We start from the raw sequence: 12,792 nt of genomic DNA on the forward strand, positions 1-12,792 counted from the left end.
GACTCACATGCAATGGGAAACCGTGATCGGGCTGGAAATTCACGCACAGCTCTCCACGAAATCGAAGATATTTTCTGGCAGCTCCACCACCTTTGGTGCCGAACCCAATACCCAGGCCAGCCTGATCGACCTGGGCATGCCCGGCGTACTGCCGGTAGTCAACCAGGAAGCAGTGCGCATGGCCGTCAAGTTTGGCCTGGCCATCGACGCACACATTGGCCAGCGTAACGTTTTTGCGCGCAAGAACTACTTCTATCCTGACCTGCCCAAGGGCTATCAGATCAGCCAGATGGAATTGCCTATCGTAGGCAAGGGCCACCTAGACATTACGTTGGACGACGGTACCGTCAAGCGCATCGGCATCACCCGTGCGCACCTGGAAGAAGACGCCGGCAAGAGCCTGCATGAGGACTTCCAGGGCATGACCGGTATCGATCTGAACCGTGCCGGCACGCCGCTTCTGGAGATTGTTTCCGAGCCGGATATCCGCAGCGCCAAGGAAGCCGTTGCCTACGTAAAGGCCATTCATGCACTCGTGCGTTACCTGGGCATCTGTGATGGCAACATGAACGAGGGCTCGCTGCGTTGCGACTGCAACGTCTCGGTTCGTCCGAAAGGTCAGGCCGAGTTCGGGACGCGCGCCGAGATCAAGAACGTCAACTCCTTCCGCTTCATCGAGAAGGCGATCAACTACGAGGTCCAGCGCCAGATCGAGCTCATCGAGGATGGTGGCAAGGTTGTTCAGGAAACCCGCCTTTATGACCCGAATAAAGACCAGACTCGCTCCATGCGCAGCAAGGAAGAGGCAAATGACTACCGCTACTTCCCTGATCCCGACCTGCTGCCCGTGGTGATCGAAGAAAGCTTCCTTGAAGAGACCCGCAGCCTGCTGCCAGAGCTGCCGCAGCAGAAGCGTGAGCGCTTCGAGCGTGACTTTGGCCTATCTACGTATGACGCGACGGTCCTCTCCTCCAGCCGTGAAATGGCCGATTATTTCGAGCAGGTCCAACAGGTCAGCGGCGACGCCAAATTGGCCGCTAACTGGGTCATGGGCGAGCTTTCCAGCCTGCTCAACAAGCAGGACCTGGATATCGCCGACTCGCCGGTTTCCGCTGAGCATTTGGGCGGTATGATCCTGCGTATCAAGGACAACACCATTTCCGGCAAGATCGCCAAGATGGTATTCGAAGCCATGGCCGCTGGCGAAGGTTCTGCCGATGAGATCATTGAAAAGAAGGGGCTCAAGCAGGTAACCGACACTGGCGCTATTGAGTCCATGCTGGATGAAGTCCTGGCAGCCAACGCCGCCCAGGTCGAGCAGTACCGCGCCAGTGATGAGGCCAAGCGCGGAAAGATGTTTGGCTTCTTCGTAGGCCAGGCGATGAAGGCCTCCAAAGGCAAGGCCAATCCTCAGCAAGTCAACGAATTGCTGAAGAAAAAGCTGGAAGGTTAACCTCCTCCGATAGCCATGACGCAACCTTGCGTCATGGCTATGCCACTCACGAATCTACTTCTTCTTTCTTCATTTTTCTTTTTCAGCCGATGCGAAGCAGTCGAGCTTTCTGAGCGATGGACTTGGCCTGCGCCTGTAGATTACGCACGCTTATACAATCTTCAGGGCTGAATGTCGGACTAGTCCTGGAATGTGTTTCAGCACGTAATTACAGCGAAACGGCTTGAACTCAAGAGAGTCATATAGCCAATCTGATATCAAATCGCCAGGAAGCTTTCGATATGTCATGGAGCCTACGCATTGCTCTTCTATCGCTCACCATACTGTTTGCCGGGTGTGCCAACCGAGAGCCTTATTCTTCACCCATGTCACCTGCTGCTGTTCATGGTTACCAGGACTCCGGCCTTGCCTCCTATTACGCCAAACGCCATGCCGGACGCCGAACTGCCAGCGGAGAACCCTACAATCCTTCGGAAATGACAGCAGCTCATCGTACGCTGCCCTTCGGCACGCGAGTCGAGGTGACCAACCTGAGCAACGGAAAGCGTGCGGTCGTACGAATCAATGACCGTGGCCCTCACGTACGTGGACGGATCATTGATCTGTCACGCAATGCGGCCAGTTCAATCGGCTTGATTTCTGATGGCGTTGCGAAAGTCCAGATCAGGGCCTTGGACTGATTTGACTAGACGGGGCTAATAATGCGTTGGAGCAGAGAGGTCAGCTTGCCTTATACCTAGCTAGTGTCCTGGCATGAGGGACGCCCTTTCAATTCGCTGTCCCGAACCAGGCGCTTATCCTGATAGGCAAAAAACAGCGGAGCACAAAGCTCCGCTGTTTTGTACTTCACTTAGCCATCAGGTCACTGGAGCCGGATTGAACAGTGTCAGATCGTTATGCAGCTTGTGGTGTTCAGCCCATGTCTTTTTGCGGCCACTGGCAACATCCAGGTAGAGATGGAAAATCTCCCAACCCAACTCTTCCAGTGTCATTCGGCCCGATGTCACCCGACCGGCGTCTACGTCGATCAGATCCGGCCAGCGCTCGGCCAGCTGGGTGCGTGTTGCTACCTTGATGACAGGCACCATGGCCAGACCATAAGGCGTTCCGCGACCTGTAGTAAAAATGTGCAGGTTCATACCGGCAGCCAGTTGAAGCGTACCGCAGATAAAGTCACTGGCAGGTGTTGCGCAGTAATAAAGGCCTTTGCCCTTAACGCGCTCGCCGGGTGATACGACGCCTGCAATGGCACTGGAGCCCGACTTGGCAATCGAGCCCATGGCCTTTTCCACGATGTTGTTCAGGCCACCCTTCTTGTTACCGGGCGTCGTATTTGCACTGCGATCCGCCATGCCGCGATCCAGATAGCGGTCGTACCAATCCATTTCACGAACCAAGGCCTTGGCGACTTCAGGTGTAGCCGCCCGCGAGGTCAGCAGATGGATACCGTCGCGCACCTCGGTGTTTTCCGAGAACATCACGGTAGCCCCTGCGCGCACCAACAGGTCAGCCGCAACACCTAATGCCGGATTGGCTGTTACCCCGGAAAAAGCATCACTGCCGCCGCACTGCATACCGACCACCAGATCGGAAGCCGGACATGGCTCACGACGGCGCTCGTTCAGTACCTTCAGGCGATCCTCGATCATGCCAAGAATCTGCTCGACCATACCGCTGAAACCGGTATTGGAATCCTGGAGGCGGAACAGCCATTCCTCTTCATCGATACCAGAGGGCAATTCATCGTCCGGCATGATCTGGCTGGCCTGAAGCTTTTCACATCCCAGGCTGATCACCAGCGCCTGGCCACCGAGGTTGGGATTACGACTGATGTTACGCAGCGTACGAATGGGTACGACAGCATCGGGGGCGTTGATCGCTACACCGCAACCATAGCTGTGAGTCAATGCGATGACATCATCCACATACGGATACTTGGGCAGCAGCTCCTTGCGGGCACGCTCGATGCAATGATCAAGCACACCGGTCACACATTGAACCGTCGTGGTCACGCCAAGGATATTACGCGTCCCTACGCTACCGTCCGGGTTTCTGAAACCCTCAAAGGTAAAACCTTCCAGCGGAGGCTGGGTAGGCGGTACATCAGTTGCCAGCGGCAGGTTGTCCAGCGGGGGCGGCGAAGGCAGGCTGAGCAGCTCTTCCTTCACCCAGGAGCCACGTAGAATGGGCTTCAGGGCATATCCGATCACTGTGCCATAGCGCAGAACAGCGCCGCCTTCGGGGATATCAACCAGCGTTACCTTGTGACTTTGCGGAACGGCCTCAATGGTCACGAGACCGTCTGGAAACTGGCCACCGGCTGCAACACCTTGCTCGTTTACAACGATTGCGACGTTATCGTCAGCATGAAGTCGGATGTAACGAGGCGAGTCCTGGTGTTCAATCAACTGCATGACTCACTCCTTCTTATACTCACTCAGGCTAAGGCATGCGAACAGAGCGATGCTCTGCCCGCGTTCTGTTATTCAACGTAAACCGACGGTCAACTCATCCATCTCCATACCTGCGCGGTGAGTCACCGATACACACGCGGACGCCTCTCCACGCTTCGCCACTGGTTGCAATAAAGAGCACCTGATCGACTCACCACTGGACAAATGACAGGTTCTGGCAACCCTCAGCGTTCCGATAAGGGAGCCGACCATGGCAAGCGGGATGACTAAAGATAAGCGCTCAGAAAAGCTGATCGCGCGCAGAATGCGGGGTCTGCGAATGCCAAGAGCACCGAGCAATGAAGTGCCTGACAAGGCAAGCGATGTCACACTGACTCGGTTGATATTCACTCTGCCCCCACTCGTTATTCTTGTCGCGGGTAGTCTTTTATAGCGAGGCGAGAACATCGCCTTTGCTTACACAACCAAATGATAGCGCAATCATTTCAGAACACAATAAAACAAAAATGGCTGACTGGTCTACTAAAACCAGTCAGCCATTTACACACTTACTGCGGACCGAGTTTGTCCATCAGCGCAGCCAGACGCTCGTACTCGTCAGGCTTGAGGTCGGTCAGCGGTGCACGCACCGGACCGGCATCATAACCTGCGATCTTCGCACCGGCCTTGACGATGCTTACCGCATAGCCTGCACAGCGGTTACGGATGTCCAGGTACGGCAGGAAGAAGTCATCGATCAGCTTGCCCACGGTCTCGTGGTCATCCCCAGCAATGGCTTTGTAGAAGTCCATGGCCGTCTTGGGAACAAAGTTGAACACCGCCGAGGAGTACACCGGTACACCCAGCGCCTTGTAGGCCGCGGCATAGACTTCAGCGGTCGGTAGGCCACCCAGGTAGGTAAAGCGATCACCCAGACGACGGCGGATGGAGACCATCAGCTCGATGTCACCCATGCCATCCTTGAAACCGATCAGGTTTGGGCAGCGCTCAGCCAGCATTTCCAGCTGGTCAGGCTTCAGGCGGCAGACGTTACGGTTGTACACCACCACGCCAAAGTTGACGGACTTGCACACCGCCTCGACGTGCGCGGCCACGCCTTCGGGGCTGGCTTCGGTCAGGTAGTGCGGCAGCAGCAGGATGCCCTGGGCACCCAGACGCTCGGCTTCCTGAGCCTGCTGGATCGCCACGCGGGTTGGGCCACCGGCACCGGCCAGAATCGGGACCATGCCCTTGCAGGTGTCCACGGCCGTTTTGATGATGTCGGAGTATTCCTTCTGGTCCAGCGAGAAGAACTCACCGGTGCCGCCAGCCGCAAACAGGGCGCTAGCACCGTAGGGCGCCAGCCATTCCAGGCGCTTGATGTAGGTATCGCGGCGGAAGTCGCCCTGCGCATCGAAATCGGTTACCGGAAAGGACAGCAATCCGGATGAAAGGGTGTGCTTGAGTTCTTGTGGAGTCATTTTTGTTGCACCCTGGCCTGACGGCATACAGAAGTTGATGAGACGGGATATCGCCCGTTGTCAGTCATCGTACAACTATAGATTCCAGGGTACAACTCCCCTTACGCAGATTTTTTAATCAGCGTGAATTCTGGCCTGTTCCTACCTCTTCATTGGCTCGACGTAGTCGCTCGCGACTGTTGGTCAGATGCAGGCGCATCGCTGCACGTGCCGCATCAGTGTCCTGCCGAGCGATAGCGTTGTAGATGTCTTCATGCTCGCCATCCAGGCGCAGCTGATAGCGCTGCTGATCATCGTGAGCCAGATAAGCCGAGTTGAGACGGGTGCGGGGGATCAGAACGCTACTGAGGTAGGTCATGATGTCGCTGAAATAGCGATTGCCCGTGGACATGGCGATCTGCAAATGAAACTGCAGATCGAAACTGACAGCCTCGGCAGGCTGCTCGGTGCGCGCCTTCATTTGATCCAGCAGACGACGCATCTCCTGAAGCTGCTCGTCATTTCGGCGCTGCGCCGCCAGACCGGCAGCCTCAACCTCCAGACTGATTCGCAACTCAAGCATTGCCAACACATCACGCAAGGTTGTGATGGTAGCCGGATCGATGAACAGTGGCCCTTCAGCAGGCCGCTCCAGCACAAACGTACCGATCCCGTGGCGCGTTTCGACATGCCCTGCAGCCTGCAGGCGCGAGATCGCCTCACGAACCACCGTTCGGCTGACGCCCTGCTCCTGCATGATGGCCGACTCGGTCGGCAGCTTGTCGCCGGGTTTCAGGTCGCCGTCACGAATACGAGCCTTCATGACCTCGACAACGTTTTCGGCCAGACTGCGAGACTTTTTACGTGGGCGAGGAGTCACGTTACTGTTTTGCATAAGGGTTCATTCAGGGCGTCTTGGAAATATGAACCATAATAGCGTAACCGCGTTGTAGGATGACCCTATTAATCTAAAGTTGGGCACTTTCATAAACAGTAACGTCCTTGAGGATGCCCTCCTCCAGGCGCAAGATCCGCTGATGGAAGCGTTGCAGACTGCTTCGATGCCCTACACTCACCAGTGTCGTATCGGGTAAGTGTTCTCGTAACAAGGTGTACATGGCGGTTTGATCACGCTCATCCAGAGCAGAGGTCGCTTCATCCAGAAACAGCCAGTGCGGTTGGTACAGGATAGCCCGAGCAATGGCCAGGCGCTGTTGCTCTCCAGGAGAGAGGCGCCGTTCCCAATGGTTAGCCTCGTCCATGACAGAAACCAGATGTGCCAGACGGCATTGCCTTAGCACGCTCTCGAGGCGCTCTGGCGCATGCTGAACTTCCCCAGGATAATTCAACGCAGCCCTTAATGTTCCAATAGGCAGATAAGGTCGTTGCGGCAGAAATAGGCATCGACCAATCGGAAGACTTACTGTCCCGCTACCATAGGGCCACAGCCCTGCGATAACCCGTAGCAGGGTGCTTTTGCCACCCCCTGAGGGACCGCTGATAAGCACATGCTCGCCTGACTCAATGCGGCCGCTGATAGGGTCGATCAGTGAGTGCGTCTGGTTGGCCAGCGAAACCTGGAGCCGGTCGAATACCAATGCATCCTCGCCGCGCTCCAGCGTAATGGCGGAAGCCTGAGCCTCATGCCTGTGCATGGTGTCGCGAAAACTCAGGATACGATCAGTTACAGCACGCCAGTTCGCCAGTTGCAGGTATGCATCAATGAACCAGCTCAAGCTGCCTTGAACGTTACTGAACGAGTCGCTGATCTGCATCATGTCGCCAAGCTGGATCTTGCCACTGAAATAGCGCGGTGCCGAAAGTACGGCGCCAATGATGACGGCAATCTGGGAGTAGCCAGAGGTAAAGAAGGTCAGACGCTTCTGATAGCGCATCAGCATCCAAAAGTTGTCCCAGACGTGCCCGAATCGTTCCTGGAGCCGTTGCTGCTCGTTCTGCTCCCCGTTATAGAGTGCAATGCTCTCGGCATTCTCCCGGACACGGATCAACCCAAAACGCAGATCCGCCTCATAGCGCTGCTGCTGATTGCTAAGGCCAATCAACCGTCGACCAATGTAATGCGTCAGCACGGTGCCAATGGCGGCATACAGTACTGCAGCCCAGAACATGTAATGAGGAATGGTGATGCCAAACAGCTCGATACTGCCTGACATAGTGATCAGGATGACAGAAAAGGAAATCAGGCTGACGATGGTACGGATGAATCCTAACCCCAGAGAGAGCGTCATGTCCGTAAAGCTGTTCAGATCTTCGGCAATACGCTGGTCCGGGTTGTCTGCGCCCCCCTTCTGCTCCAAGTGGTAATAGTTGCGGTGCCTAAGCCATAGCGAGAAATGCTGCTCAGTCAGCCAGCGTCGCCACCGGATGGTAAGCATCTGGGTCAGGTAAAGCCTGTATACGGCCAGCAGAATGAACAGGGCCGCCAAGCCGCAAAAATACAAAATAAGACGCGTAAAGGACTTCAGATCATGATTTTGCAGGGCATCGTAGAAGTACCGGTTCCAGGTATTGAATACCACTGACAAGCCGACACCTGCCAGCGAAAGAGCTATCACAGCAACCAGCAACAGCCAGGCTTTCTTTCTTTCTTCACTGCGCCAATAGGGTATCGTCAATGCCCAAACGCGGGACAGGAAATGGCCCTTGGTCGAACCATACACAGGCGGTACGGGAGTCTCTTTTTCTCTCATCGCTCCAGCTCGGCAAGCACGTAATAACGTAACCAAAGGCCATCATAGGGCAGCCAAGCTGAATGGTTTCTGTCACGACAAACGTAACAAAAGATTTCTGTCCATTTTTTATCAATCTCCTTCCAGCCGGAAGGGGATCAGCTGATCAGCGGCGAACCGGACGCTTCTGCAACTTGCGCTGCAAAGTACGACGGTGCATTCCAAGTGCACGTGCCGTTGCCGAAATATTGCCGTCGTGCTCATTCAATACTCGCTGGATATGCTCCCACTGCAACCGATCAACCGACATCGGGTTTTCCGGCACCAGACTGTCCACATCGGCATGCTGGGAAAGTAGCGCGGTCAACACATCATCTGCGTCGGCAGGCTTGCACAGATAATTCGTAGCACCACGCTTGATTGCTTCGACCGCCGTGGCAATGCTGGAATAACCGGTAAGAATCACGACGCGCATGTCGGGATGCAGCTCAAGCAGCTTGGGTAACAGGACAAGGCCGGAATCGCCTTCCATTTTCAGATCCAGCACGGCGTAATCCGGCAGATCCTGCTTGGCCAGCTCGTAGCCCTCCTCTGCCGAGCCCGCAACCGATACGCGCAGCCCGCGACGATCCATGGCCCGTGCCAGGACGCGGGTAAAAGTGGCATCGTCGTCGACCAGCAGCAGATGGGGCTGCTCATCGTCATGTTGAATGTTTTCGCTCATTGTAATCCTCGCGACAGCAGTTCAGACCAATGGATACTGACGTGGCAGACGCAGCTCGGTCAGCGTGCCGCCTTCTTCATGGTTATACAGCTTCACTGTACCACCGACACGGGTCACACTCGCCTGACTCAAGAATAACCCTAGACCAAAGCCTTTACCCTTGGTCGTAAAGAACGGTTTACCGATCTGCTCGGCAATGGCCAGCGGTACACCCGGGCCACGGTCTCTGATGGACAGGCAAATTTCCGAGGCATTCCATGACAGGGTTACCAGCAGATTATCCGGACAGGCATCGGCAGCATTGTTCAGCAGGTTAAGAAGCGCCTGAGTCAGATCCGTGGGTGGAATCAAACGAGGCGCTGCGCCTACGCTTGGACATTCAAAGCGGTAACTGACCTCGGGCCTCATCAGATGCCAGCGGCTCAGTACGGCTTCCAGCCACTCCAGTGCCGTTTGCTCATGAATGGTCTGACGGCGATCCGCTTCAGCGGCGCGCACCAGTTGCTGCAGGGTTTCCTTACAGAGCTGAACCTGATCCTGTAGAAGCGACAGGTCTTCCTGCAGCTCAGCCTTATCGGTGTACTCCTGGCGGAGCTCCTTGAGCAGTACGCTCATGGTCGACAATGGTGTGCCCAGCTCATGGGCAGCGCCAGCGGCCTGCGTGGCCACCGCCAGCAGTTGCTGATCGCGCATCCCCTGCTCACGGCGCTGGGCCTGCAGCAGCTCTTGGTGGCGGAGCGCTTCAGCCATCTTGGCGACGAAAAAGGTGATCAGTGATGCCGATAGCGCAAAGCTCAGCCACATGCCGTAACTCAGAATCTCGCCACCTGGGTTGATCAGAAGTTGCAGTGGCCGGAACCAGATCAGCATGAACGTGAAGCTGACCAAAGCAAGGCCCGCCAGCAGCAACGTGTAGAGCCAAGGCAAGGTTGCCGCCGCAATGGTCAGCGGCACCAGGTAGTAGGACACGAAGGGATTGGTTGCCCCTCCGGCATAGTAGAGCAGCACGCTGTGGATAAGCAGGTCGAAGGCAAGATGCGCCGCATACTCCTGCTCGGTTACAGGCCAGTCTCGACTCAGGCGCAGCGCAGTGATGCCACAGAGTAGCGCGGACAGACCTAATGTGGCGCTGATAGCCAGCCATGGTAGCTCGACGATATCGGAGAGCCAGGCAGCCCCTACCGAACCGGCTTGGGCAGCCAGCACCAGTACGCGAATGAGAACAAGACGACCCAGGTTTTGACGACTAGCGGATAACCACTGCACAGGAGATTCAAACATGTATTTATCCAGGGGCGGCGAGTATAACGGTGGCTCTGGCCTATTTCTGTCTGCAAGGCGCGACATAGCGCCGCACAAACCCATAGGATAGAACGGAAGTCACTGTTAATGAACGAAAGGAGTCCATGATGCCTGTCTTTTCCCGTCTCGCCATTTCACCTGCCTTGACTAAACATTTAGCCAGGGGGGCCGCGTCGATCATGGCAGCCGGTGCACTGGTCAGTGTTTCCCATGCAGCGCAGGCCGAGGAGCCTCGTTACAACCAGATCAGCCTGCGCGCCGAAGTCAGCCAGGATGTTCCGCGAGACCGCATGCAGGTAACGCTTTACACCGAACAGCAAGGTAACGATCCTGCAAAACTGGCGGCGGACATCACCAAGGCGCTCAACGAAGGGGTTGAGGCTGCGCGCAAGGTCAATGGCGTTGAGATCAGTCAGGGAGGACGCAACAGCTTTCCGCTGTATGACGATAAACGCCAAACCATTACCGCCTGGCGCGAGCGTGGTGAACTTCATTTGCAGAGCAGTGACTTCGCCAGCCTTTCCCGCCTGACAGCCGACCTGCTGGGCACTCTCAAAATGGGCGGCATGACCTTTACTGTTGCTGACGAGACGCGCAAGAAAAGTGAAGATGCCCTGCTCAAGGAGGCCGTCAACGCCTTCAAGGCACGTGCTCAACTAGCAACCGATGCCCTGGGCGGTTCCGGTTACAAGCTTGTGAATCTCAACTTGATAACCAACAACGCTACTGGCCCTATGCCCATGATGAGAATGAAGACCATGGCTTACGCTGAAAGCGCACCCAGCCAGGATATCGAAGCAGGCACCAGCGCAGTGTCTATCACGGCCGATGGTGTCATTGAAGTGCAGACGCCCTAAATTAAAGCAAAGACCCCGCGTGCATCGCTCCAATTTGGTGCAAAACACACCTGCGGTAACACAATTTGGTGCTGTTACCGTAGGAACAGTTTCATTTTTCAGCTCTAGCACGCCTGTTTTTATATTTTTGCGACACAAACATTCAGCGTTACTCTACAACCTGCCGCTGACTCGTCAGTCATCCTATTACAGGCATATCTCCTGCATAGCGTCCGCCTAATGACCCAAAAAGTCTCAACTGTTTCTGTATGACTCAGACGTATCCATCGTCTGAGTCGACATCAGCCAACCGAGGTCTGCATGCATAAGAAGTTACTTTCATCTCTCATTGCGGCTGGTTTATTGGCCGGAACCTCATTTGCTCAGGCAGCCAGTAACCTGGTTTTCTGCTCTGAAGGCAGCCCGGCAGGCTTCGATCCTGCGCAGTACACCACCGGAACGGACTTCGACGCCTCTGCTGAAACCATGTTCAATGGCCTGAGCGAGTTCGAACGCGGCGGCACCAAAGTGCAGCCCGGGCTTGCAAGCAGCTGGGATGTCAGCGAAGACGGCAGGACCTACACCTTTCATTTGCGCAAGGGCGTGAAATTCCATACTACGGAATACTTCAAGCCGACCCGCGAATTCAACGCAGACGATGTAGTATTCACTTTCGAGCGCATGCTGGACAAGAACAGTGCGTTCCGTAAGGCCTACCCCACCGAGTTCCCCTATTTCACTGACATGGGCCTTGATGAAAACATCACTAAACTTGAAAAGGTGGACGACTACACGGTACGCATGACCCTGAAAGAGGTCGACGCGGCGTTCATTCAGAACCTGGCCATGCCATTCGCTGTGATCCAGTCTTCGGAGTACGCCAACCAGCTCCTCAAGTCCGGTCGGCCCAGTGACATTAACCAGAAACCTGTCGGAACAGGCCCATTTGTCTTCAGCCGCTACCAAAAAGATGCGGTCATTCGTTTCAAGGCCAACAAGGATTATTGGGATCCGGAAGAAGGTGCCAAGGTGGACAACCTGATCTTCTCGATTAGTTCCGACGCCTCGGTCCGCATGCAAAAGCTCAAGGCCGGCGAATGCCAGATTACCGTTTACCCACGCCCGGCCGACCTGGAAGGACTCAAGAACGATCCCAACCTGAAGGTGCCTTCACAGCCCGGCTTCAACGATGGCTATCTGGCGTACAACGTTCAGCATCCGCCACTGGACAAGCTGGAGGTCCGCCAGGCGTTGGACATGGCTATCAATAAGAAGGCCATCATCGACGCGATCTACCAGGGCGCTGGCCAGATGGCGGTCAACGGTATGCCGCCGACCCAGTGGTCCTATGACAACAGCCTCAAGGATGCACCCTTCGACCCGGAAAAAGCCAAGGCGCTCCTCAAGCAGGCTGGCGTGAAGGAAGGAACGGAAATCACTCTCTGGGCCATGCCTGTTCAGCGTCCCTACAACCCGAATGCACGTCAGATGGCCGAAATGATCCAGCAGGACTGGGCCAAGGTGGGCATCAAGGCCAAGATCGTCAGCTATGAATGGGGCGAGTACAACAAGCGCGCCAAGGCCGGTGAACATGACACTCTGCTGATTGGCTGGTCCGGCGACAATGGTGACCCGGACAACTGGCTGGGTACCCTGTACGGCTGCGATGCCATCGGCGGTAACAACTACTCTCGCTGGTGCCAGCCGGAGTACGACAAGCTGATCAAGGCTGCCAAGCGCACCACCGATATGGACGAGCGGACCAAGCTGTATATGCAGGCTCAGCAGATCCTGAAACAACAGGTTCCGATTACGCCGATCGCGCACTCGACAGTTTTCCAGCCGATGCGCAAGGAAGTCCAGGACTTCAAGATCAGTCCCTTTGGATTGAACGAGTTCTATGGCGTAAGCGTCAGCAAGTGATTGGCGGCGGA

10 protein-coding genes are annotated in these 12,792 nt (G+C 55.7%); 4 read left to right on the forward strand and 6 right to left on the reverse strand.

Annotation, left to right across the window (positions count from 1 at the left end; translation table 11 throughout):
- Nucleotides 1–7 precede the first annotated feature (7 nt).
- Together gatB and EAW52_RS17070 are read left to right on the forward strand one after the other, a co-directional pair.
- Nucleotides 8–1,453, forward strand: coding sequence for an Asp-tRNA(Asn)/Glu-tRNA(Gln) amidotransferase subunit GatB (gene gatB / locus EAW52_RS17065; RefSeq protein ID WP_074827863.1), 1,446 nt, complete (start codon nt 8–10; stop codon nt 1,451–1,453).
- Nucleotides 1,454–1,734: 281 nt separating this feature from the next.
- Nucleotides 1,735–2,133, forward strand: coding sequence for a septal ring lytic transglycosylase RlpA family protein (locus EAW52_RS17070; RefSeq protein ID WP_122043329.1), 399 nt, complete (start codon nt 1,735–1,737; stop codon nt 2,131–2,133).
- Nucleotides 2,134–2,310: 177 nt separating this feature from the next.
- On the opposite strand, the gene garD is transcribed toward EAW52_RS17070, so the two are convergent.
- The 6 genes from garD to EAW52_RS17105 all read right to left on the reverse strand — a co-directional run bounded on the left by garD (nt 2,311) and on the right by EAW52_RS17105 (nt 10,001).
- The gene (garD, locus tag EAW52_RS17075; RefSeq protein ID WP_122043330.1) at nt 2,311–3,867 is read right to left on the reverse strand and encodes a galactarate dehydratase; all 1,557 of its coding nucleotides are present in this window, start codon (nt 3,865–3,867) and stop codon (nt 2,311–2,313) included.
- 548 nt (nt 3,868–4,415) lie between these two features.
- Nucleotides 4,416–5,327 (reverse strand): 5-dehydro-4-deoxyglucarate dehydratase, encoded by a 912-nt coding sequence (gene kdgD, locus EAW52_RS17085; RefSeq protein ID WP_122043331.1) that lies wholly within the window; start codon nt 5,325–5,327, stop codon nt 4,416–4,418.
- Between the two features lie 118 nt (nt 5,328–5,445).
- Complete coding sequence (locus tag EAW52_RS17090) at nt 5,446–6,201, reverse strand: FadR/GntR family transcriptional regulator (protein WP_010797260.1); 756 nt, start codon at nt 6,199–6,201, stop codon at nt 5,446–5,448.
- Between the two features lie 73 nt (nt 6,202–6,274).
- Nucleotides 6,275–8,017, reverse strand: coding sequence for an ABC transporter ATP-binding protein/permease (locus EAW52_RS17095; protein ID WP_122043332.1), 1,743 nt, complete (start codon nt 8,015–8,017; stop codon nt 6,275–6,277).
- Nucleotides 8,018–8,162: 145 nt separating this feature from the next.
- Entirely contained in the window at nt 8,163–8,720 is a 558-nt protein-coding gene (locus EAW52_RS17100; protein WP_010797258.1) for a response regulator transcription factor, read from the reverse strand.
- Between the two features lie 21 nt (nt 8,721–8,741).
- Nucleotides 8,742–10,001, reverse strand: a complete 1,260-nt coding sequence (locus EAW52_RS17105; RefSeq protein WP_122043333.1) for an ATP-binding protein — start codon at nt 9,999–10,001, stop codon at nt 8,742–8,744.
- A 128-nt stretch (nt 10,002–10,129) separates the two neighbouring features.
- Between EAW52_RS17105 and EAW52_RS17110 the strand changes: the two genes are divergently transcribed.
- Complete coding sequence (locus EAW52_RS17110; protein WP_122043334.1) at nt 10,130–10,879, forward strand: SIMPL domain-containing protein; 750 nt, start codon at nt 10,130–10,132, stop codon at nt 10,877–10,879.
- 300 nt (nt 10,880–11,179) lie between these two features.
- A complete protein-coding gene (locus tag EAW52_RS17115; RefSeq protein WP_122043335.1) occupies nt 11,180–12,781 on the forward strand; it encodes an ABC transporter substrate-binding protein in 1,602 nt (533 codons plus the stop codon).
- Nucleotides 12,782–12,792: the final 11 nt, after the last annotated feature.

The organism is Pseudomonas sp. LTJR-52 (assembly GCF_003691465.1).
In the GTDB taxonomy this organism is placed as follows: domain Bacteria; phylum Pseudomonadota; class Gammaproteobacteria; order Pseudomonadales; family Pseudomonadaceae; genus Chryseomonas; species Chryseomonas luteola.

Coding starts and splice junctions, on each gene's coding strand:
- gatB (WP_074827863.1), top strand. CDS start 8: ATGCAATGGGAAACCGTGATCGGGCTGGAAATTCACGCACAGCTCTCC.
- garD (WP_122043330.1), bottom strand. CDS start 3,867: ATGCAGTTGATTGAACACCAGGACTCGCCTCGTTACATCCGACTTCAT.
- EAW52_RS17100 (WP_010797258.1), bottom strand. CDS start 8,720: ATGAGCGAAAACATTCAACATGACGATGAGCAGCCCCATCTGCTGCTG.
- EAW52_RS17070 (WP_122043329.1), top strand. CDS start 1,735: ATGTCATGGAGCCTACGCATTGCTCTTCTATCGCTCACCATACTGTTT.
- EAW52_RS17115 (WP_122043335.1), top strand. CDS start 11,180: ATGCATAAGAAGTTACTTTCATCTCTCATTGCGGCTGGTTTATTGGCC.
- EAW52_RS17090 (WP_010797260.1), bottom strand. CDS start 6,201: ATGCAAAACAGTAACGTGACTCCTCGCCCACGTAAAAAGTCTCGCAGT.
- kdgD (WP_122043331.1), bottom strand. CDS start 5,327: ATGACTCCACAAGAACTCAAGCACACCCTTTCATCCGGATTGCTGTCC.
- EAW52_RS17095 (WP_122043332.1), bottom strand. CDS start 8,017: ATGAGAGAAAAAGAGACTCCCGTACCGCCTGTGTATGGTTCGACCAAG.
- EAW52_RS17110 (WP_122043334.1), top strand. CDS start 10,130: ATGCCTGTCTTTTCCCGTCTCGCCATTTCACCTGCCTTGACTAAACAT.
- EAW52_RS17105 (WP_122043333.1), bottom strand. CDS start 10,001: ATGTTTGAATCTCCTGTGCAGTGGTTATCCGCTAGTCGTCAAAACCTG.